Below are 21469 nucleotides of genomic sequence, written 5' to 3'. Positions count from 1 at the left end.
CCTCCGCCCAGACTGTCAAAACCCCTGCCATGGGTACCGGAAAGCTGACAATCGATCTCGGTGCGATCCGCACCAACTGGCGCAACCTCGCGGCAATGAACTCGGGCGAAACCGCCGCCGTGGTCAAGGCCGACGGCTACGGCCTCGGCGCGGGCAAGGTGGCCCGCGCCCTGCAGAAGGAAGGCGCCCGCACCTTCTTCGTCGCCATGGCCGAGGAAGGCGCCGCACTCCGCCAGGAACTGGGGCCCGACCCCGTCATCAACGTCTTCTCCGGCCACATGCCGGGCGATGCCGACATGATCCACGACACCCACCTCGTGCCGATGATCAACTCCATCGACCAGCTCATCCGCCATGTCGAGGCGCTGCCGAACCACCCGTTCGGCATCCAGCTCGATTCGGGCATGAACCGCCTTGGGATGGAGCCCGCCGAATGGGGCGCCGTGGCCCAGGTGGCGCTGGAACAGCGGCCCACGCTGCTGATGAGCCACCTCGCCTGCGCCGACGAGCCCGACCACCCGATGAACGCCCAGCAGCTCAAGACCTTCTTCGAGCTCACCGACGGGCTCGGCGTGCCCAGGTCGCTGGCCAATACCGGCGGCGTGCTGCTCGGCCCCGACTACCATTTCGAAATGACCCGCCCCGGCATCGGCGCCTATGGCGGCCTGCCCTATATCGACGCGGCGCCCGTGGTCACGCTCGACCTCCCCGTGATCCAGTGCCGCACGCTGGAACCCGGCGAAACCGTGGGCTACGCCAACAGCTTCACCGCCACCCGCGAAACCCGCATCGCCACCGTCTCGGCGGGCTATGCCGACGGCATCCTGCGCGCGCTGGGGCCCAAGACCCACCTCTATGCCGGCGACACGCCCTGCCCGATCGCCGGCCGCATCTCGATGGACCTGATCGGCGTCGACATCACCGACCTGCCCTCCGGCGCCGACCCGGCCACGCTCGAACTCATGGGCCGGCACCAGTCGATCGACACGCTGGCCGACAATGCCGACACCATCGCCTACGAGATCCTCACGGCGCTCGGCCCGCGCTATTCCCTGCGCTATATCGGCGGATGAGCTGGATCACCGCCTTCCTGGCCGCCATCGGCCGCGCGGTGATGGGGGGGCTCGCGTTCATCGGACGGCTGGCAATCTATGGCGGCCAGACGCTCTCCCATGTCGTCCGCCCGCCGATCTACCTCAAGGAAATCCTGCAAAGCCTCCTGAACATCGGCTATTTCAGCCTCCCCGTCGTCGGCCTCACCGCCATCTTCACCGGCGGCGCGCTGGCCCTGCAGATCTACTCCGGCGGCTCCCGCTTCAACGCCGAGGCGGTCGTCCCCCAGATCGTCGCCATCGGCATGGTCCGAGAACTCGGCCCCGTGCTCGTGGGCCTGATGGTCGCGGCCCGCGTCACCTCCTCCATCGCCGCCGAGATCGCCACCATGAAGGTGACCGAGCAAATCGACGCGCTCGTCACCCTCTCCACCCACCCGATGAAATACCTCACCGTGCCCCGTGTGCTCGCCGGGCTCATCATGGTGCCGCTGCTGGTGGGCGTGGGCGATATCATCGGCATCCTCGGCGGCTATGTGGTGGGGGTCAGAAGCCTCGGCTTCAACGCCGCCGCATACCTCCAGAACACCTTCGACTTCATCGAGGCGCGCGACGTCATCTCCTCCCTCGTCAAGGGCGCGGCCTTCGGCTTCATCGCCACGCTTCTGGGCTGCTATTACGGCATGAACACCGGCCGCGGCGCCCAGGGCGTGGGCCGCGCCACCAAGTCCGCCGTGGAAGCCGCCGCCGTCCTGATCCTCGCCGCCAACTTCCTCCTCACCAGCCTCTTCTTCTCGCTATGATCGAGCTTCGCGACATCCACAAATCCTTCGGATCCAACCACGTCCTGCGCGGGGTGAACCTGACCATCCCCTCGGGCACCTCCATGGTGATCATCGGCGGCTCGGGCACCGGCAAGTCGATCGCGCTGAAATGTATCCTCGGCCTCGTCCGCCCCGACAGCGGCCTCATCACCCTCGACGGCAAGGACGTCACCAAGGGCGACCGCGACGCCTTCCTCGCCCGGTTCGGCATGCTCTTCCAGGGCGGCGCGCTCTTCGATTCGCTCCCCGTCTGGCAGAACGTCGCCTTCCGCCTCCTGCGCGGCTCGCTCAAGCGGCCGAAACACGAGGCCCGCGAAATCGCCATCGAGAAGCTCCGCCGCGTCGGCCTCAAGCCCGAACAGGCCGACCTCTTCCCGGCCGAGCTCTCGGGCGGCATGCAGAAACGCGTCGGCCTCGCCCGCGCCATCGCGGCGGAACCGGAAATCATCTTCTTCGACGAACCCACCACCGGACTCGACCCGATCATGGCCGGCGTCATCAACGACCTCATCCGCGAGATCGTCACCGAGATGGGCGCCACCGCCATGACCATCACCCACGACATGACCTCCGTCCGCGCCATCGCCGACAACGTCGCCATGCTCCATGACGGCGTGATCCAGTGGACGGGGCCGGTGTCGGAGATGGACGCGTCCGGCGACCCCTACCTCGCCCAGTTCATCACCGGCAGCCCCGAAGGCCCGATCGAGCGGTACGGTGACGTAGGGCGGGTGCCAACCCACCGTTCCGACCTCGGACCTAACAACGGATGACTATGGCACACGCCCGGCGGCCTTCGGCCTCGATTCCGGGCGTGTCCCACCCCGCCACCACGGATTCACCCGTCCCGGTCCTCGAGCCGGGACCTCGCGCCACAAAAAACCACACCCCAACCCTACCCCCCAACCCCTTACCCAAATCCCACCCCCACCGCGCCCCCCGTTAACCCCGCCCTCCACCGCGAAAAACACCGACGCAATACCGACGTTTTACCGACGCGATACCGACCCGCCCTTTCCCCGCAAACCAACGCCGTTAACCCCGATTCGCCCCCACCCCGCGCACACCGGGCTTGCCGCCCCCGTCCGCACCGTTTACCTCTGCCTAACCTTTCGCAAAGACCCGGCCCATGCTCCGCTACGCCAACCTCGCCCTCCTCGTCCTCTTCCCCGTCTCGTGGTTCGCGCCCATGATGCGCGCCGGCATGCTGCCCCTCTTCGGCCTGTCGGAAATCTCCGTCATCTCCGGGCTCCAGTCCCTCTGGCAATCCGACGTCATCCTCGCCCTGATCGTCACGATCTTCGCCCTCTTCGCCCCCTACCTCAAAACCCTCGGCCTCGCGCTCGTCCACTTCCACCTGCTCGACCGCGCCGTGCTCCCGGCCCTGCATATACTGGGCAAACTCGCCATGGCCGACATCTTCCTCATCGCCCTCTACATCACTATCGCCAAGGGCATCGGCATCGGCCGGATCGAGACCGCCTGGGGCCTCTACCTCTTCACCGCCTGCATCCTGGCCTCCCTCGCCCTCTCGATCCTGACGGCACGCGACCCGCTTGCCTCCGAGCCGAACAGCAGGCACTAACACCCCCATGGCCAAGCAAGCCTCCTTCACCTGCACCGCCTGCGGCGCCGTCCACACCAAGTGGTCCGGGCGCTGCGACGCCTGCGGCGAATGGAACACCATCATCGAGGAAGCCCCCCTCTCCGCCGGCCCCGGCAAGAAGGCCCTCGGCACCAAACGCGGCGCCGCCATCGCCCTCACCGACCTCGCGGCACAGGAGACGCCACCCCCCCGCTCCAGCTCCGGCATCGCCGAGCTCGACCGCACCCTGGGCGGCGGTCTCGTGCCCGCCTCGGCCACGCTGGTGGGCGGCGATCCGGGCATCGGCAAATCCACCCTGCTCCTGCAAGCCGCCGCCCGTTTCGCCGGCAACGGCCTGAAAACCCTCTACATTTCCGGCGAGGAGGCCACCGCCCAGATCCGCCTCCGCGCCGCCCGCCTCGGCCTCTCCGACGCCCCGGTCAAGCTCGCCACCGCGACCTCCCTGCGCGACATCCTCACCACGCTGGACGCGGAATCCCCCGGCCTCGTCATCATCGACTCGATCCAGACCATGTGGGTCGACACCGTCGACAGCGCCCCCGGTTCGGTCGCCCAGGTCCGCGCCGCCGCGCATGAGCTCACCACCTTCGCCAAGCGCAAGGGCTGCTCGGTCATCCTCGTCGGCCACGTCACCAAGGAGGGCCAGATCGCCGGCCCCCGCGTGGTCGAACACATGGTCGACACCGTCCTCTATTTCGAAGGCGAGCGCGGCCACCAGTTCCGCATCCTCCGCTCGGTCAAGAACCGCTTCGGCCCGGCCGACGAGATCGGCGTCTTCGAGATGACCGGCAGCGGGCTGCAGGAGGTCGCCAACCCCTCCGAGTTGTTCCTGTCGGGCCGCGGCACCCCCTCGCCCGGCTCCGTCGTCTTCGCCGGCATCGAGGGCACAAGGCCCCTGCTGGTCGAGCTTCAAGCCCTCGTCGCCCCCACAACCACGGCCCAGCCCCGCCGCGCCGTGGTCGGCTGGGACAGCGCCCGCCTCGCCATGATCCTCGCCGTGCTCGAGGCCCGCTGCGGCATCCCCTTCGCCGGGCTCGACGTCTACCTCAACGTCGCCGGCGGCATAAAGATCTCCGAACCCGCCGCCGACCTCGCCGTCGCCTCGGCCCTGCTCAGCGCCCGCGAAGACATCGCGCTCCCCCCCGAAGCCGCGGTTTTCGGGGAAATATCCCTCTCCGGCGCCCTCCGTCCGGTCTCCCAGACCGAAAACAGGTTGAAAGAGGCGCAAAAACTTGGTTTCACATCCGCGATTGTCCCGTCCGGCGGAAAGCCGGGCGGATCGGGTGGCATGCGCCTTGACGAATACGGCGATCTGACCGCCTTCGTCGGCGACATATTCGGCGCGGGTTGAGCGCGGCAAAGGGACAGGAAGAACACATGGAAGGCTTCACCATCATCGACGGCGTCGTGGCGCTCGTCATCGTGCTGTCGGCGCTTCTGGCCTATTCCCGCGGCCTCGTCCGCGAGGCGCTGGCCATCGCCGGCTGGGTCGCGGCCGGCATCCTCGCCTTCCTCTTCGCGCCCCAGATCGAACCGCTGGTCAAGGAAGTGCCCATGGTGGGCGACTTCATCGCCGACAGCTGCGAGCTGTCGATGATCGCCGCCTTCACCGCCATCTTCGCAGTCGCCCTGATCGTCGCTTCGCTGATCACGCCCTTGTTTTCCTCGCTGGTCCAGCGCTCGGCCCTCGGCGGCGTCGACCAGGCCCTGGGCTTCCTCTTCGGCGTGGCCCGCGGCGTGCTGCTCGTCGCCATCGCCTATTTCGTCTACGAGACGATCGTCACCAGCCAGGACATCCAGATCATCGACGACAGCCGCTCGGCCCGCGTCTTCGCCCGCCTCACCGAAAGCGTCGAGGATCGCGACCCCGAGGCGGCGCTCGGCTGGATCACCCTGCAATACGAGCAACTGGTCGGCGCCTGCGACGCGTCATGAGCGCGCGCCGGCCCCCCTGCCACACCCTGATCTTCCGTCACATCACTTTCTTGATAGTTTCGTGACATCGGCGGGATGCCGCCCTATGTAGGGGGCGTCTGGCATACCGTGAGATTCGGAGCTGCCCTTGCCCAAGCAAATGCCCCCCGCCCATCCCTTCGACGACGACAAACTGCGCGAGGAATGCGGCATCTTCGGCGTCATCGGTGTATCCGATGCCGCCAACTTCGTGGCCCTCGGCCTTCATGCCCTGCAACACCGCGGGCAGGAGGCCGGCGGCATCGTCAGCCATGACCCCGAGCAGGGCTTCAACTCTGCCCGGCGTTTCGGCTACGTGCGCGACAACTTCACCCGCCAGTCGCTGATGGAAACCCTGCCGGGGCCGCTCTCCATCGGCCACGTGCGCTATTCCACCGCCGGCGGCAAACAGCCCGTCATCCGCGACGTGCAGCCGTTCTTCGGCGAGTTCGCGATGGGCGGCGCGGCGATTGCCCATAACGGCAACATCACCAATGCCGACGCGCTGCGGCGCGAGCTGATCGAGCGCGGCTCGATCTTCCAGTCGAACTCCGACAGCGAATGCATCATCCACCTGATGGCACGCTCGCTTCAGCGCAACATCCCCGAGCGGATGGAAGACGCGCTGCGCCGGGTCGAAGGCGCCTTCTCGGTCGTGGCCATGACCCGGACCAAGTTGATCGGCGTGCGCGACCCGCTGGGCGTGCGCCCGCTGGTGCTGGGCCAGGTGGGCGACGGCTGGGTGCTCTCGTCGGAGACCTGCGCGCTCGACATCATCGGCGCCCGCTTCGTGCGCGAGATCGAGCCGGGCGAGATGGTCGTCATCAACCACAACGGCGTCGAAAGCCACCGGCCCTTCCGCCCCGCCAAGTCGCGCTTCTGCATCTTCGAACACGTCTACTTCTCGCGCCCCGACAGCATCATCGGCGGCCGCTCGGTCTATGAAACCCGCCACCAGATCGGCGTGGAACTGGCCCGCGAGGCGCCGGTTGATGCTGATCTCGTCTGCCCCGTCCCCGACAGCGGCACACCTGCGGCCATCGGCTTCTCCCACGAATCCGGCATCCCCTACGCCATGGGGATCGTGCGCAACCAGTACATGGGCCGCACCTTCATCGAGCCGACCGAGCAGATCCGAAACATGGGCGTCCGGCTCAAGCTGAACGTCAACCGGGCCCTGATCGAGGGCAAGCGCGTGATCCTCGTCGACGACAGCGTCGTGCGCGGCACCACCTCCCGCAAGATCAAGGAGATGATCCTCGACGCCGGCGCGGCCGAAGTGCATTTCCGCATCGCCTCCCCGCCCACGGCCTGGCCCTGCTTCTACGGCGTCGACACGCCCCAGCGCGACAAGCTGCTGGCGGCCACCATGTCGGAAGAGGAGATGCGCGACCACCTCGCCGTCGACAGCCTGAAATTCATCTCGCTCGACGGGCTCTACCGCGCCGTGGGCGAGGCGTCGGGCCGCGACGCGAAATGCCCGCAATACTGCGATGCCTGCTTCTCGGGCGACTACCCGGTCGAACCCTCCGACCAGATCGAGAAGGGCTTCCAGCTCAAGGCGGCAGAGTAACCCCTCCCGCCGGCATCATTCCGCGCAGGGACATTTCGCGCCCTTTCGCCTGACGCCAATTCATCATAAATCCCCGTTTTCGGCGCGCCATCGGCGCGCCGTTTCGCATCCAAAGACCGGACCAATGGCACAAGACACCGACTTCATCCCCGAGGGGCTCGTCACCTCTTTCAAGGCCACCGAAACCAACGTGATCCCGCTCGACACCGCCGTCCTGCTGGGCACCTTCATCCGCGGCGACGATTCCAGCATGGCGCTGGTGCGCAGCGCGGCGGGCGGTATCCACAAGCTCGTCCGCGGCGACTTTCTGGGACAGGCCGTCGTCACCGCGATCGAGCCGGGCACGCTGCACCTCGCCGAGGGGGGCCTCGCGCGCCGGCTCACCATGCCGCGGCTCCAGCCCGATCCGCCGGCCCGGGTCCGCCCCCAGGCCCGGCCCGAGCGGGACGAGGACGAAACTTGACGGCACCGCCGCCCCGCCCCATCCTGCCGCGCCATGAGTGACACGCCCATCCGCTATCGCCCGCACCATTTCCTCTGCTCGCTGGGGTTCCAGGGCAAGGGCTATTCCGACGGCTTCGTCGCCAACATGTCCGAGATCATCGACGGGCGCCTGCGCGCGCCCGGCGGCGACGTGGTCGAGATCGAGGTGGTGGGCGCCGCCGACGACATCTGCGGCCCCTGCCCCAAGCGCCGCGGCCAGCTGTGCGAAAGCCAGTCGAAGATCGCCGCGCTCGACGCCCGCCATGCGCGGGCCCTGGGCCTCTTCGCCGGCACCCGCCTGACCTGGGGCGAGGCCAAGCGCCGGATCGTCAAGCGCGTGCCCCCGGGCGCGCTCGCCTCGCTCTGCGCCGGCTGCCAGTGGCTCGACCTGGGCCTCTGCGAGAAGGCGCTGAGCGATCTGCACGCCGAACCGGCGGACCGGGCACATCCGGAACCATGAAACGCAAAACGCCGCCCCGAACCGGGACGGCGCTCTGAAACGCGTATGGCGACAGGCTCAGCCCTTGCGGGACTGAACGGCCTTCCAGCCGGCGGTCACCACCATGGCGGCGATCGCGGCCTTGACCGCGTCACCCAGCAGGAAGGGCGCGACCCAGCCGCTCCACAGCGCCGAGGCCGACGTGCCGACCCACTTGCCGCCGATCCCGGCCAGCTCGGCCACGGCCATCGGCCATGCCACGCCCGGGATGTACAGCACGGCCGAGGCGACCAGCGCCACGATGGCGGTCGACACCACCCCGCGGGTCAGCCCGCGATCGGCGGCCAGCCCGGCCAGCCATGCCATCAGCACGAAGCCGAACAGGAAGCCGGCGGTCGGCCCGATCAGCGCCGGCGCCGAGGCGCCGTTGGCAAAGACCGGCAGGCCCATCGCGCCCTCGGCCAGGTAGGCCGCCAGCGTCACCGCGCCCAGACGCGCGCCGAAGGTCAGGCCGACGATCAGGATCGCCAGCGTCTGCAGCGTCAGCGGCACCGGGAAGAACGGAATGCTCACCTGCGCGGCCAGCGCGATGAACATCGTCCCGCCCAACACGAGGGCCGCCTGTTTCAGAAGGGAATCGTGGCCAATCACGGCCCCGGCAAGAGTGGTATCGCGCATGTTGTCCTCGCATCCTTTGCTTCAAAACCTGTGCGACTTTTTCGCCTTTGCGGGGGGGAAGTCAAGCGATTGCACTTGATTTCCCTCCCGCGCGGTGGGACATCCCCGGCCCATGAGCGACACGTCATCCCCCAAGATCGCGCTGGTCACCGGCGCCTCCCGCGGCCTCGGCGCGGCCATGGCCGAGGCGCTTGCGCCCGATTTCCACGTCGTCGCCGTGGCCCGCACCACCGGCGCGCTGGAAGAGCTCGACGACCGCATCAAGGCCCGCGGCGGCCAGGCCACGCTGGCGCCCATGGACATCACCAACCCCGACGCCATGGCGCAGCTTTGCCGCTCGATCTACGACCGCTGGAGCAAGGTCGACCTCTGGGCCCATTGCGCCATCCACGCCGCCCCCCTGACGCCTGCGGGCCATCTCGACCCCAAGGACTGGGACAAGTCGGTCGCCGTCAACGTCACCGCCACCGGCCGCCTCATCCCCTTCCTCGCGCCGCTCCTGGGCGAGCACGGCACCGCGCTCTTCTTCGACGACCCGCATGCAGGCGACAAGTTCTTCGCGGCCTACGGCGCCACCAAGGCCGCCCAGACGGCCCTCGCCCGAAGCTGGCAGGCCGAATCCGACAAGATCGGCCCGCGCGTTCACATCCTCCAGCCCAAACCCATGCCCACCGCCACCCGCGCCCGCTTCTTCCCCGGCGAAGACCGCGCGACGCTCACGCCGACGGCGGACGAGGCACAGCGCCTGCTCGGCATGATCTGATCCGGGCCCGGGCGCTCGGAACAGGCGCCGCTGCCCCTCCGCCGGCACATCCAGTCCGGCCCGGTCCCGCAGAAACGCCGCCAGCCCGGTATGGTGATGGTCCCCGACCCTCAGAGACAACCCGCGCCAACGCCCCGGCCACATCCTCAAGGCCGTAGGGCCCGTAAAGCCGTCCCCGGATCGGATCGTTCAACGCCCGCTTCATTCGCCCCTCCTGACCGACCGGTCACGTTCCCTCAATCCGCTGCGCGATCCAATCAAGCGGCATCGCGAACACACCCCGCCCCGCGACCGGACGTCAGCCCCCGCTCCGCTTGCCCCGGCGGATTACCGCCGCTACACAAGGCGGACAGGCAGCCCGGAGGCACTCTTGCGCATTCTCATCACCAATGACGACGGCATCAACGCGCCCGGCCTCGCCGTTCTGGAAGAGATCGCGACCGAGCTCGCCGGGCCCTCGGGCGAGGTCTGGACAGTGGCGCCCGCCTTCGAGCAATCCGGCGTCGGCCACTGCATTTCCTACACCCAGCCGATGATGGTCAGCCAGTTGGCCGAGCGCCGCTTCGCCACCCAAGGCTCCCCCGCCGACTGCGTGCTGGCCGCCGTCCACGACATCATGCCCGACCGCCCCGACCTCGTCCTGTCGGGCGTGAACCGGGGCAACAACGCGGCCGAGAACGCGCTGTATTCCGGCACGCTGGGCGGCGCCATGGAAGCGGCGCTCCAGGGTCTGCCCGCCATCGCCCTCAGCCAGTATTACGGCCCCGAGAACCGCGACCTCGACGACAAGTTCGAAGCGGCCCGCGTCCACGGGCTCGACACGCTCCGGCGCCTGCTCGACAAGGGCGTCTGGACCAAGGACGATTACGGCATCTTCTACAACGTCAACTTCCCGCCCACGCCCGCCGCCGGCGTCAAGGGCACCCGCGCCGCGCCGCAGGGCTTCCGTCGCGACATGGGTTTCGGCGTCCAGCCCACCACCTCGCCCTCGGGCCGCCGCTTCCTCTGGGTCACCGGCGCGCCCCAGCAACAGCCCACCTCCGAAGGCACCGATGCAGACTGGAACCTGAAGGGTTATATCTCGGTGACACCCATGCGCGCGGACCTGACGGCGCATGACGCGCTGGAGGCGCTGAAAGCGATCGAATGACCGACGACTCCCCCGATATCGCCGAGCGCAAGATGCAGTTCCTGTTCGCGCTGCGCTCGCGCGGGGTGACCGACCGGCGCGTGCTGCATGCCATGGAAAAGGTCGACCGGGGCCTCTTCGTGCGCGGCCATTTCGCGGCCCGCGCCTACGAGGACATGCCGCTGCCCATCGCCTGCGGCCAGACCATCTCGCAGCCCTCCGTCGTCGGGCTGATGACCCAGGCCCTCAAGGTGTCGAACCGCGACAAGGTGCTCGAGGTGGGCTGCGGCTCGGGCTACCAGGCGGCGATCCTCAGCCAGCTCGCCCGCCGGGTCTATACCGTCGACCGCCACAAGCGCCTCGTGACCGAGGCGACCGAGGTGTTCCGCAAGCTCGACCTCACCAACATCACCGCCGTCACCTCCGACGGCAGCTTCGGCCTGCCCGACCAGGCCCCCTTCGACCGCATCCTCGTCACCGCCGCCGCCGAGGACCCGCCCGGCCCGCTCTTGGCCCAGTTGAAAATCGGGGGTATCATGGTATTGCCGGTTGGACAGTCGGACGCCGTGCAAAGCCTGATCCGCGTGACACGCACGGAAGACGGCTTCGAATATGACGAGATGCTGCCGGTCCGTTTCGTGCCGCTGGTCGAGGGCCTCGGCCGGGACAGCGGGTAGGACAGGACGACCGGAATGTAGACCCCGGGTCACACGGGGCGCGCGCGCAGGCGCTGAAAGAGACGAGGAGCTTATCGAGATGCCAATTTTCCACCGACCGGCCGTATTGCTGGCCTCCACCGCGCTCGCGGGCCTCACGGCCTGCGCTGACTCGGGGCTCGACTTCGACATGCGCGGTGCCTTCGGCAACGCCCCAAGCACCACCGAGGCGGCCCGTTCGGCCACGGCCGACCGGCCCCGGCCCGACAGCCGCGGCATCATCTCCTATCCCAGCTACCAGGTCGCCGTGGCCCGGCGCGGCGACACCGTCGCCTCGCTCGCCCAGCGGATCGGCGCCAACGCCCAGTCGGTCGCCAGCTACAACGGCCTGCAGACCACCGACCCGCTGCGCGACGGCGAGATCGTGGCCCTGCCCGACCGCGTCACCGAACCCGATGGCGGCCCGATCCGCCCCGGTGACGTCGACATCACCACGCTCGCCGGCAATGCCATCGACAACGCCGACAGCGGCACGTCCGGCGTACAGACCAGCACGCTCGACCCCGCCCCCGCGGCCTCCAGCCAGCCTACCGGCACCTCCGGCACAGAGCCGGTGCGCCACAAGGTCGAGCGCGGCGAAACCGCCTATTCCATCGCCCGGCTCTACAACGTCTCGGTCACCAGCCTGGCCGAGTGGAACGGGCTCGGCAGCGATTTCGGCGTTCGCGAGGGGCAATTCCTGCTGATCCCGGTGGCGCTTCCCGGCAAGCCGAAAAGCGCGCTCGACCCGACGGCCACCTCGATGCCCGGACAGGGCACCCAGACGCCCGAGCCGCCAAGCGCCTCGCAACCCCTGCCGGACGAGCAAACCGTGCCCTCGGCCCAGCCGGTCGAAACCACCGCCGCCCCCGACATGAGCCAGGAGACCAGCGCGCCCAAGGGCCGGATGGGCATGCCGGTCAACGGCGACATCATCCGCGACTACGAGAAGGGCAAGAATGACGGCATCGACATCGCCGCCGCCCCCGGCACGGCCGTCAACGCCGCAGCCTCTGGCACGGTCGCGGCGATCACCGAGGACACCAACGGCGTGCCGATCATCGTGGTCAAACACCCCGACAACCTGCTGACGGTCTATTCCAACGTCGGCGGCGTGGCGGTCTCCAAGGGCGACAGCGTCAGCCGCGGCCAGAAACTCGCCGAGATCCGCAGCGACGGCACGGCAGCGGTCCATTTCGAGGTGCGCGAAGGGTTCGATTCGGTCGATCCGGGGCCGTATCTGCAGTAAGCGAGCCGGGTAAGGGGCTCCGCCCCCGACGTTGAAATCCTTCGGGATTTCAACGTCTCCCCCGGGATATTTTCAGCCAGAAGAAGCGGGGCGTGGCGCCTAGAGCGCGACCGAGACACCCCGGCGACCGGCCAGATCGGTGAAATACTGCCACGCCACCCGGCCCGAGCGGGCGCCGCGGGTGGCCTGCCACTCGATCGCCTCGGCGCGCAGGGTCGCGTCGTCGATCTCGACCCCGTAGGCATCGCAATAGCCCCGGATCATCGACAGGTACTCGTCCTGGTCACAGGGATGGAAGCCCAGCCACAGCCCGAACCGGTCCGACAGCGACACCTTCTCCTCGGTTGCCTCGCTGGGGCTGATCGCGGTCGAGCGTTCGTTCTCGATCATGTCGCGCGGCATCAGGTGGCGGCGGTTCGAGGTGGCATAGAACACCACGTTGTCCGGCCGCCCCTCGATCCCGCCATCCAACACCGCTTTCAGCGACTTGTAATGCTGGTCGTCATGGGAAAAGCTCAGGTCGTCGCAGAACAGCAGGAACCGCTCCTTTGCCTCGCGCAGCAGGCCCAGAAGGCGGCCCACGCTGGTCAGGTCCTCGCGCTGCAATTCGACGATCTTGAGCGGCGCGCCCTCGGCCCGGACAGTGGCATGCACCGCCTTCACCAGCGAGGATTTCCCCATCCCCCGCGCACCCCAGAGGAGCGCGTTGTTGGCGGGCAGACCCTTGGCAAACTGCCGGGTGTTCTCAAGCAGCGTGTCGCGCGACCGGTTGATCCCCACCAGCAGGCCCATCTCGATCCGGTTGACCTTCGGCACCGGCACCAGCCTGTCGGGCTCCACGTGCCAGACGAAGGCGTCGGCGGCGCCGAAATCGGGCGCCTCCAGCGGCGCCGGGCTCATCCGCTCCAGCGCCGCGGCGATCCGGTCCAGCGGCTCGGTCACGCCTTGCCCCCGCGGTCCTCCGGGTCGCCATCCTCGTCCTCGAACTCGGCCAGCAGCGGATCGTCCGCGTCGATATCCTCGTCCTCGTCCTCTTCGAACCACGCCCCCTCGGCCTTGAGCCGCTCGATGCGCTTCCGCTCGACCCGGCCCACAAGGAAGATCGAAATCTCGTAAAGCCCGTAGACCACCACGAACAGGATCACCTGCGTGATCACATCCGGCGGCGTCACCAGCGCGGCCAGCACCAGGATGCCGACCACCGCGTATTTCCGCATGGTCTTGAGCCCCTCGGCCCCCACCAGCCCCGCCTTGCCCATCAGGGTCAGCAGAACCGGCAGCTGGAAGCACAGCCCGAAGGCCACGATGAACTTGATCGTCAGGTTCAGGTATTCCTGCGCCGAGCCCTGGAACACCACGGACAGGCCCGGCCGGTTCTGCGGCTCGCCCGCGGGCACGGCCTCTCCGCCGGCGCCGAATTGCTGGAAGCCCAGGAAGAAGTCATAGGCCAGCGGCGTCACCACGTAGAAGGCAAACGACGCGCCCAGGATGAACATGAAGGGCGAGGCCAGCAGGAACGGCAGGAACGCCCCCTTCTCCGACCGGTAGAGCCCGGGCGCCACGAAGCGCCACATCTGGTTCGCAAGGTACGGGAAGGACAGCATGAAGCCACCCAGCAGCGACACCTTGATCGCCACGAAGAAGCCTTCCTGCGGCTTGATGAAGATCAGGTCGCAGTTCTGCCCCCGCTCGGCCAGCACCTGGCACAGCGGCGCGGTCAGGAAGTTGAAGATCGGCGTGGCGACGGTGAAACAGATGACCATGCCGATGAGGAAGGCCACCACGCATTTGATCAGCCGCGTGCGCAGCTCGGCCAGGTGCTCGATCAGCGGGGCGGCGCTGTCTTCGATGTCGTCATCGGCGGCACGGCTCATGCCTTGTCCTCGGTCTTGCGGGCCGTGGACTTGCGCGCGGCCGATGTCTTGGTGGTGGATTTCGATGTGCCGGAGGCGGATTTCGCGGCCGTCTTGCGCGTACCCGTCGACTTGGCGTTGCCCTTCGACGCAGCGGCGGTCTTTGCCGTGCTCTTCTTCGCAGCCGGCTTGGCCGTGGTCTTGGCCGAAGAGGCGGTTTTCGCAGCCGTTTTCGCCGTGCCGGATTTCGCCGTGGTCGCCTTCGCCGCAGTCTTCGTCCCGGCCGGCTTGGTCTTCTCCCCGGCCTTCGCGACCGCGCCGCCAGACGCCGTGTCGGCCTCCTTCGCGGCGGCCTCGGCGGCCTCGCGATCCATACGTTCCTGGGCCATCTTGCCGGCGCGTTCACGGATCTTCTCGGCCTGCTCGGCCCGTTCCGGGTCAAGCTCGGCCTTCTTGGGGCCAGCCATGGTCTTGGACGTGAAGCTGTCGGTCGATTTCTTCACCTCGTCCATCGCCGATTTCATCGGGTTGGACGCGGCGTTGAGCGAGCGTTTCACGTCGCTCACCCCGGCCTCGTCGGCGGCATCGTTCATCGCCTTCGAGAAGTCGCGTGCCATGCGCTTGGCCTTGCCGACGAAATTGCCCACCGTCCGGAACATCCCGGGCAGGTCCTTCGGGCCCACCACGATCAGCGCCACGATGCCGATGAGCAGAAGCTCGGTCCAGCCAAGATCGAACATTTAAGGGATCAGACCTTGTCTTTTTCTTTGTCGGTCTCGGTCACGGGGTCGTGCGACGCCTCGTTGCTGGCGTCCTCGATTTCCTTGTTGCCCTCGGAAACGCCCTTCTTGAACGAGGTGATGCCCTTGCCCACCTCCCCCATCAGGGACGAGATCTTGCCGCGGCCGAACAGCACCAGCACCACGACGGCGATCAGAAGAAGGCCCGGAAGGCCGATATTGTTGAGCATGCTTTCTCTCCCATAGCTCGGGCCACTTTTCTGCGCGACCCTCGCAATTTCGTCAACCGTATCTAAGCTCTCGCGCGCAAGGATGAAAGCACCAAAGGGCCTGCTCGCACTGTTTTTTGGCGGGTTGGGCCCCGCGCCGCACCCCGTGGCTGAGACGATACGCCGCTGGCGCCCGTGCCTCACGCCCCCGACCACGCCTCCAGCAGGCCCCGGATGCGCCCGAAGGTGACGGGTTTCGTCTCCTGCGGATGCACCCGCAGCAGCCCGTGCTCCTGCTCCCACGCCTCGATCAGCTCCATCTCCGGGTCCATCTGCGACAGCGCCCGGACCGGGGCGATGCTCAGGGTTTCGTCGAACGGGTTGTGCAGGGCAAAGACCGGATACTTGCCCGGCTCGTACAGCTCCGGCCACGCGAAGCCCCCGGAATAGCTGAGGATTCCCCCGGGCTCCGGCCGCTCCAGCTTCAGGAACGGCGCCAGGTACGCGGCGTTGAACGCCGTCACCGCGCCCGCCCCGCTGCCGCCCAGCACCGGCAGCCCGGCAAAGCCCAGCCCGGCCCGCTGCCCCTCGAGCCATGACAGGAACCGCGCCACATCCTCCGTCGCCGCGATCGCCGCCGCGCCCGCCATCCACGGCCCGCCCGCCACCGGCAAACGCTCCAGCGCCGTCAGCCGCACCCGCGTCTCCACCGCAAGATCCGCCTCCTCCGCCCCCAGCCGGTATTCCGGCGTCGCCAGCGCGAACCCCTCGATGGTCAGCTGCCGTGCCAGCCGGCGGATCTGCAGCTGGTCATGGCTTCCGTCCCGGAACCCGCCGCCATGGATCCACACCAGCAGGGGCGGTGGCCGTCCGCCCGGCTTCGGCAGGTAAACCGACGCCCGCAGCGCCACCTCCTGCCCGCCCAGCGGCGCCTGGCCATAGACCACGTCCGCCGCCACCCGACTGCCGGCCCTGCCGTCGAAAACCCCGAATTCCATGCCCAACCCGGTCAGCCCCTCACAGCGTCGCGTTCACGCCACCGCCATCCAGCAGGATGTTCTGCCCGACGATGAACCCCGCGTGCTGGCTGCACAGGAAGGCACAGGCCGCGCCGAACTCCTCCTTCGTGCCGTACCGCCCGGCGGGCAGCGTGGCATATCTCTGCGCCCGCGCCTCGTCCATCGTGATGCCCTGGCTGTCCGCCACGCCCTTGTCCAGCGAATCGGCCCGGTCCGTCGCGTGAATTCCGGGCAGCAGGTTGTTGATATTCACACCTTTTCCCGCCACCTGCCGCGCCGTCCCGGCCACGTAACCGGTCAGCCCGGCCCGCGCCGAGTTGCTCAGCCCCAGCACCGCGATCGGTGCCTTCACCGATTGCGAGGTGATGTTCACCACCCGGCCCCAGCCGCGCTCCATCATCCCCGGCAACAGCGCCTTCATCAGCGCGATCGGCGTCAGCATATTGGCATCGAGCGCCTTGATGAAATCCTCGCGCTCCCAGTCCTGCCAGCTGCCCGGCGGCGGGCCCCCGGCGTTGGTGACAAGGATATCCACTTCGCCCGCGGCCTCCAGCACCTCCGCCTGCCCGGCCTGCGTGGTCACATCCGCCGCCACGGTCTTGACCCCGACACCGAATTCCTCGCGAATCCCGGCCGCCGCGGCCTCCAGCGCCTCCGCGCCCCGCGCATTCATCACCAGGTCGACACCCGCCTCCGCCAGCGCCCGCGCACAGCCCAGGCCCAGCCCCTTCGACGACGCACAGACCAGCGCGCGTTTTCCACGTATACCCAGATCCATCAAACCTCTCCCATTTCCTTGCCAAAAGGCGTACCACTGCTTGTGCCCGCTTTGCCAGCAAAACACCGGGGATTCGGCCACTTGCTGACACAAAGCCCGGCTAGACATCGACCGGTGCGCCCCTGGGGGACGCGCCGATATTTCAAGCATGAATGACAGGCCAATGAAGACACCCGCCCAGAACGCCGCGCAATCCATTCCGGTCTTCCAGGCCGCCGACCTCACGGTCGTCAACGGCGCCAATCTCGGCGATCCGCTTTCCTTCGCGATGGAGCTCGACCTCGACGACACGTACGAGCTTCGCCTGAACGCCCGCCTGCGCCGCCTGTCCATCACCCCGGCCGAGAACGGCACCTTCACCATCTCGCCCGACACCGCGCTCGGCCGCCCCGGCGCCACGCTCTACCTCGACAGCTGCCTCACCATGATGTCCTCCACCGGCCAGACGGCCGACCTGCTGGTGCTGGTCGAGGTCGACGACCAGGGCAATGTCGATAATGTCTACGCCCTGCCGCTCGCGCAGCTCACGCCGCGCATGGGCTATTCCCTCGTCGGCATCGACCGCGACACCGCCCGCCAGAAATTCGCCCAGGTCGCCTGCGTCTCCTTCTCGCGCGGCACCCATATCACCATGGCCTCGGGCGCCCAGAAGCCCATCGAACAGCTCGAGATCGGCGATATCGTCCTCACCCGCGACGACGGGCCCCAGGCGGTGCGCTGGATCGGCCAGTCGACCGTCCGCGCCGTGGGCGAGTTCGCCCCGATCCGCATCAAGGCCGGCACGCTCCATAACGAGAACGACCTGCTGGTCAGCCCCGATCACCGGCTTTTCATCTACCAGCGCTTCGACGCGCTCGGTGCCGGCCGGCACGAGGTGCTGGTGCGCGCCCGCCACCTGGTGAATGGCGACACCGTGACCCGCCAGTCGGGCGGCTTCGTCGACTATTTCCAGCTGCTCTTCGACCGGCACCACATCATCTTCGCCGAAGGCATCGCCGCGGAAACCTTCCTCGTCGATACCCGCACGCGCGATGCCCTGCCCGCCGAGCTCACCCGCACGCTCGACGAGGGGCTCGCCGGCCATTCCGGCCGCCGCCATCTCGAATACGAGGTCAGCGAGGCGCTCTTGAAACACCCCGACGCCGCCAGCCTGCTCAAGCGCGCCTCCACGCGCTGAACCTCAGCCGCGGAACTTCCGCGCCTGCTCTTTGGCGGTCTTGCCGTCCGTTTCCAGTGCCGGTTTGGCGTTATGCGCGCTGATCGCTTCCCGCGTCCACTGCGTCTCGTTGCGCGGCTTGCCGAACGCGTCCTTCGCCTTCACGGAATTGCTCGCCTTGGCGGTTTCGCCCTGCTCACGCTCCGGCACCGGGGTGGCGGGGTCGTTGTCCCGGTCGGGACGCGCGAAATTCGGGTTTCGGCTCTTGGAAGCCATGGGTCCTCCTTTCGGTTACCTCCCTCCACGTAAGGCCAGGCCGCCCTTTGACAACTGCTCCACCTCGCAGCCGCACCGACGCAATACCGACAAAATACCGACGTTATACCGACGTGCCAGCTTGCGCCGTTCGCCGCACCTCTCTATATGCCCGCACATGCCAGACGCCTCTCATAACCGCCCGGAATTGCCCGCCGAAATCGCCCGCCGGCGCACTTTCGCGATCATCTCGCACCCCGACGCCGGCAAGACCACCCTGACCGAGAAGTTCCTGCTTTTCGGCGGCGCCATCCAGATGGCCGGACAGGTCCGCGCCAAGGGCGAGGCGCGGCGCACCCGCTCCGATTACATGCAGATGGAGAAGGATCGCGGCATCTCCGTATCCGCCTCGGCGATGTCGTTCGATTTCAAGCACTTCCGCTTCAATCTTGTCGACACGCCCGGCCACTCCGACTTCTCCGAAGACACCTATCGCACGCTCACCGCGGTCGACGCGGCGATCATGGTGATCGACGGGGCCAAGGGCGTCGAAAGCCAGACCCGCAAGCTTTTCGAGGTCTGCCGCCTGCGCGACCTGCCGATCCTGACCTTCTGCAACAAGATGGACCGCGAGAGCCGGGACACGTTTGAAATCATTGACGAAATCCAGGAGAACCTGGCCATCGACGTGACCCCCGCCAGCTGGCCCATCGGGGTCGGCCGCGATTTCGTCGGCTGCTACGACCTGCTCAACGACCGGCTCGAACTCATGGACCGCGCCGACCGCAACAAGGTCGCGGAAACCATTGAAATCAAAGGGCTTGACGACCCCAAGCTCGCCCAGCACGTGCCCGCCCACCTCGTCGACCAGCTCCGCGAGGAGGTCGAGATGGCCCGCGAACTGCTGCCCACGCTGAACCCCCAATCGGTGCTCGAAGGGCACATGACGCCCATCTGGTTCGGCTCCGCCATCAACTCCTTCGGCGTCAAGGAACTGATGGAAGGCATCGGCGCCTACGGCCCCGAGCCGCAGCCGCAATCGGCCGAGCCGCGCCAGATTTCTCCCGAAGAAACAAAGGTTTCCGGCTTTGTCTTCAAGGTCCAGGCCAACATGGACCCCAAGCACCGCGACCGCGTGGCCTTCGTCCGCATGGCCTCCGGCCACTTCAAGCGCGGCATGAAGCTCACCCATGTCCGCTCCAAGAAACCGCTCACCGTTTCCGCCCCCGTCCTCTTCCTCGCCTCCGACCGCGAACTGGCGGAAGAGGCCTGGGCGGGCGACATCATCGGCATCCCCAACCACGGCCAGTTGCGCATCGGCGACACGTTAACCGAAGGGGAACCTTTGCGTGTTACGGGTATCCCCTCGTTCGCGCCGGAACTGCTGCAATCCTGCCGCGCCGGCGACCCGATGAAGGCCAAGCACCTCGAAAAGGCGCTCATGCAGTTTGCCGAGGAAGGCGCGGCCAAGGTTTTCAAGCCCACCTTCGGGTCGGGCTTCATCGTGGGCGTCGTCGGCGCCCTGCAATTCGAGGTGCTCGGCTCCCGGATCGAGCTCGAGTATGGCCTGCCCGTGCGCTTCGAAGCCTCGCAATTCACCTCCGCCCGCTGGGTCACGGGGGAGAAAAACGCCGTCGAAAAGTTTATGGCCGTTAACAAACAGCACATCGCCCATGACCATGACGGCGACGTCGTCTACCTCACCCGCCTGCAATGGGACATCGACCGTATCGAACGCGACTATCCCGACGTAACCCTTTCTGCCACAAAGGAAATGATGGGCTGAGGCCCTTCACGCCCCGCCCTTTCATCTTTCCCCAAATACTCCCGCCGGAGGCGTCCCACGCCTGCCTAAGGTGCCACACCTCCCCCTTGCGCCCCCCGGCACCACACCGCATTGTCTCCCCATGAGCAGCCTTCCCACATGGGGCGTGGTCTCGACCATCAAGGCCCCGGCCAACGACATCCTGAACTTCGCCGCCCATCACCTCGACCTGGGCGCCCACCGGGTGCATATCTACCTCGACGAGGACGCCCCCCAGGCCCGCGCCCATCTCTCCGCCCACCCTAAATGCCGCGTCACCGTTACCGATGACGCCTACTGGCGCCGCCGCGGCAAGACCCGCCCCGACGCCCACCAGCCCCGCCAGACGGCCAACGCCACCCATTGCTACAACCGCCGCCCCCAGGTCGACTGGCTCGCCCATATCGACGTCGACGAGTTCCTCTGGCCCGCCACGCCCCTGCCCGACCAACTCGCCGCCCTCCCGGCCAACACCCGCAGCGCCCGCGTCCGCCCGATCGAGGCGCTCGCCCCCGACCCCGACGACCCGCCGCCCGACGGCCAGCTCTGGTGCAAGGGCCACGCCCGCCAGCAAGGCCCCCGCCGCGCCCAGACCAACGAGATCTACCCCACCTACGGCGAACACCTGAACGGCGGCTTCCTCAGCCACGTGGCCGGCAAGGTCTTTGCCCGCACCGGGCTCGACGGCGTCTCCCTGCGCATCCACAACGCCTTCTTCGACCGCCAGCAGGACCCGGACCCCGCCCGCCTCGACGACACGCCCCTCGTCCACCTCCACGCCCATAGCTGGGCCCACTGGCAGGAGACGTTCCGCTTCCGCATGGCGCAAGGCAGCTACCGCGAAAGCCTCCGCGCCGCGCCGATGCCCGATGGCGTGGCGCTCACCATGAACCAGCTTTTCTCGCTGCTCGAGGACGACGGCGGCGAACCCGCGCTCCGCGCCTTCTACCGCGAGGTCTGCACCGCCACGCCCGAGCTGCGCGCCCGGCTCGACCGGCACGGACACCTCCACGCCGTCCGCCTCGACCTCGATGCAAAACGCCGAAAACACTTCCCCGAAGCCGGTTGATTGTCGCCGCACTGCAAACAATCGGGAAAACCGGTGTGAATTCGGTACGCTACCGGCCATTTCGGTCAAGCTTGCATTGACCACACCCCCCTTGATTCGATAAAGGCTGGCGCACGCATGGGGGTGCGCTGAACCATACGAG

Annotated in this window: 24 protein-coding genes; 16 read left to right on the top strand and 8 right to left on the bottom strand. The window is 67.7% G+C overall.

Going from position 1 to position 21469, the window contains the following annotated elements; all coding sequences use genetic code 11:
* Positions 1–29 precede the first annotated feature (29 nt).
* The 9 genes from alr to ACO07J_RS07795 all read left to right on the top strand — a co-directional run bounded on the left by alr (position 30) and on the right by ACO07J_RS07795 (position 7951).
* Entirely contained in the window at positions 30–1073 is a 1044-nt protein-coding gene (alr, locus tag ACO07J_RS07835; protein ID WP_422027898.1) for an alanine racemase, read from the top strand.
* Positions 1074–1114: 41 nt separating this feature from the next.
* The gene (locus ACO07J_RS07830; protein ID WP_422029741.1) at positions 1115–1855 is read left to right on the top strand and encodes an MlaE family ABC transporter permease; all 741 of its coding nucleotides are present in this window, start codon (positions 1115–1117) and stop codon (positions 1853–1855) included.
* Positions 1852–2649, top strand: coding sequence for an ABC transporter ATP-binding protein (locus ACO07J_RS07825; RefSeq protein ID WP_422027896.1), 798 nt, complete (start codon positions 1852–1854; stop codon positions 2647–2649). The genes ACO07J_RS07830 and ACO07J_RS07825 overlap by 4 nt, the downstream gene beginning before the upstream one ends.
* 356 nt (positions 2650–3005) lie before the next feature.
* A complete protein-coding gene (locus ACO07J_RS07820) occupies positions 3006–3461 on the top strand; it encodes a paraquat-inducible protein A (RefSeq protein WP_422027894.1) in 456 nt (151 codons plus the stop codon).
* A 7-nt stretch (positions 3462–3468) separates the two neighbouring features.
* Positions 3469–4833, top strand: coding sequence for a DNA repair protein RadA (gene radA / locus ACO07J_RS07815; RefSeq protein ID WP_422027892.1), 1365 nt, complete (start codon positions 3469–3471; stop codon positions 4831–4833).
* A gap of 26 nt (positions 4834–4859) precedes the next feature.
* Entirely contained in the window at positions 4860–5417 is a 558-nt protein-coding gene (locus ACO07J_RS07810) for a CvpA family protein (protein ID WP_422027890.1), read from the top strand.
* A 139-nt stretch (positions 5418–5556) separates the two neighbouring features.
* Positions 5557–7008, top strand: a complete 1452-nt coding sequence (purF, locus tag ACO07J_RS07805; RefSeq protein WP_422029739.1) for an amidophosphoribosyltransferase — start codon at positions 5557–5559, stop codon at positions 7006–7008.
* 124 nt (positions 7009–7132) lie between these two features.
* The gene (locus ACO07J_RS07800) at positions 7133–7471 is read left to right on the top strand and encodes a hypothetical protein (protein ID WP_422027888.1); all 339 of its coding nucleotides are present in this window, start codon (positions 7133–7135) and stop codon (positions 7469–7471) included.
* Between the two features lie 33 nt (positions 7472–7504).
* On the top strand, positions 7505–7951 hold the full coding sequence (locus ACO07J_RS07795) for a DUF1284 domain-containing protein (RefSeq protein ID WP_422027886.1): 447 nt from the start codon (positions 7505–7507) through the stop codon (positions 7949–7951).
* Positions 7952–8008: 57 nt separating this feature from the next.
* Here ACO07J_RS07795 and ACO07J_RS07790 read toward each other — a convergent pair whose 3' ends face one another.
* Positions 8009–8608, bottom strand: a complete 600-nt coding sequence (locus ACO07J_RS07790) for a biotin transporter BioY (RefSeq protein WP_422027884.1) — start codon at positions 8606–8608, stop codon at positions 8009–8011.
* A 112-nt stretch (positions 8609–8720) separates the two neighbouring features.
* On the opposite strand from ACO07J_RS07790, the gene ACO07J_RS07785 reads away from it, so the two are divergent.
* The 4 genes from ACO07J_RS07785 to ACO07J_RS07770 all read left to right on the top strand — a co-directional run bounded on the left by ACO07J_RS07785 (position 8721) and on the right by ACO07J_RS07770 (position 12444).
* Entirely contained in the window at positions 8721–9371 is a 651-nt protein-coding gene (locus tag ACO07J_RS07785) for an SDR family NAD(P)-dependent oxidoreductase (protein WP_422027882.1), read from the top strand.
* Positions 9372–9741: 370 nt separating this feature from the next.
* Positions 9742–10521 carry a 5'/3'-nucleotidase SurE gene (gene surE, locus ACO07J_RS07780; RefSeq protein WP_422027880.1) on the top strand — a complete coding sequence of 260 codons (780 nt, stop codon included), beginning with the start codon at positions 9742–9744 and terminating at the stop codon, positions 10519–10521.
* A complete protein-coding gene (locus tag ACO07J_RS07775) occupies positions 10518–11177 on the top strand; it encodes a protein-L-isoaspartate(D-aspartate) O-methyltransferase (RefSeq protein WP_422027878.1) in 660 nt (219 codons plus the stop codon). The genes surE and ACO07J_RS07775 overlap by 4 nt, the downstream gene beginning before the upstream one ends.
* A gap of 79 nt (positions 11178–11256) precedes the next feature.
* The gene (locus ACO07J_RS07770) at positions 11257–12444 is read left to right on the top strand and encodes a peptidoglycan DD-metalloendopeptidase family protein (protein WP_422027876.1); all 1188 of its coding nucleotides are present in this window, start codon (positions 11257–11259) and stop codon (positions 12442–12444) included.
* Positions 12445–12543: 99 nt separating this feature from the next.
* On the opposite strand, the gene ACO07J_RS07765 is transcribed toward ACO07J_RS07770, so the two are convergent.
* From ACO07J_RS07765 to ACO07J_RS07740, 6 genes are all read right to left on the bottom strand, one after another.
* Entirely contained in the window at positions 12544–13386 is an 843-nt protein-coding gene (locus tag ACO07J_RS07765; protein WP_422027874.1) for an ATP-binding protein, read from the bottom strand.
* Positions 13383–14318, bottom strand: a complete 936-nt coding sequence (gene tatC / locus ACO07J_RS07760) for a twin-arginine translocase subunit TatC (protein WP_422027872.1) — start codon at positions 14316–14318, stop codon at positions 13383–13385. Before tatC ends, ACO07J_RS07765 begins: the two co-directional genes overlap by 4 nt.
* Positions 14315–15037, bottom strand: coding sequence for a Sec-independent protein translocase protein TatB (gene tatB, locus ACO07J_RS07755; protein ID WP_422027870.1), 723 nt, complete (start codon positions 15035–15037; stop codon positions 14315–14317). The genes tatC and tatB overlap by 4 nt, the downstream gene beginning before the upstream one ends.
* Positions 15038–15045: 8 nt before the next feature.
* On the bottom strand, positions 15046–15267 hold the full coding sequence (locus ACO07J_RS07750; protein WP_422027868.1) for a twin-arginine translocase TatA/TatE family subunit: 222 nt from the start codon (positions 15265–15267) through the stop codon (positions 15046–15048).
* A gap of 179 nt (positions 15268–15446) precedes the next feature.
* Entirely contained in the window at positions 15447–16244 is a 798-nt protein-coding gene (locus ACO07J_RS07745) for an alpha/beta hydrolase (protein WP_422027866.1), read from the bottom strand.
* Positions 16245–16263: 19 nt separating this feature from the next.
* Positions 16264–17043, bottom strand: a complete 780-nt coding sequence (locus tag ACO07J_RS07740; protein ID WP_422027864.1) for an SDR family oxidoreductase — start codon at positions 17041–17043, stop codon at positions 16264–16266.
* 163 nt (positions 17044–17206) lie between these two features.
* Here ACO07J_RS07740 and ACO07J_RS07735 point away from each other — a divergent pair, with 163 nt between their 5' ends.
* Entirely contained in the window at positions 17207–18220 is a 1014-nt protein-coding gene (locus tag ACO07J_RS07735) for a Hint domain-containing protein (protein ID WP_422027862.1), read from the top strand.
* 3 nt (positions 18221–18223) lie between these two features.
* Here the strand turns inward: ACO07J_RS07735 and ACO07J_RS07730 are convergent, their stop codons facing one another.
* Entirely contained in the window at positions 18224–18475 is a 252-nt protein-coding gene (locus tag ACO07J_RS07730) for a hypothetical protein (RefSeq protein ID WP_422027860.1), read from the bottom strand.
* Between the two features lie 157 nt (positions 18476–18632).
* On the opposite strand from ACO07J_RS07730, the gene ACO07J_RS07725 reads away from it, so the two are divergent.
* Both ACO07J_RS07725 and ACO07J_RS07720 read left to right on the top strand, forming a co-directional pair.
* Positions 18633–20240, top strand: coding sequence for a peptide chain release factor 3 (locus ACO07J_RS07725; RefSeq protein WP_350123582.1), 1608 nt, complete (start codon positions 18633–18635; stop codon positions 20238–20240).
* A 121-nt stretch (positions 20241–20361) separates the two neighbouring features.
* Positions 20362–21327, top strand: a complete 966-nt coding sequence (locus tag ACO07J_RS07720; protein WP_422027858.1) for a glycosyltransferase family 2 protein — start codon at positions 20362–20364, stop codon at positions 21325–21327.
* Positions 21328–21469: the final 142 nt, after the last annotated feature.

The sequence above is a fragment of the Roseovarius sp. genome, assembly GCF_965228755.1.
Classification (GTDB): Bacteria; Pseudomonadota; Alphaproteobacteria; order Rhodobacterales; family Rhodobacteraceae; genus Roseovarius.
Note: the sequence above shows the minus strand (reverse complement) of the source record. Positions and strands in the feature narration are given on the sequence as shown.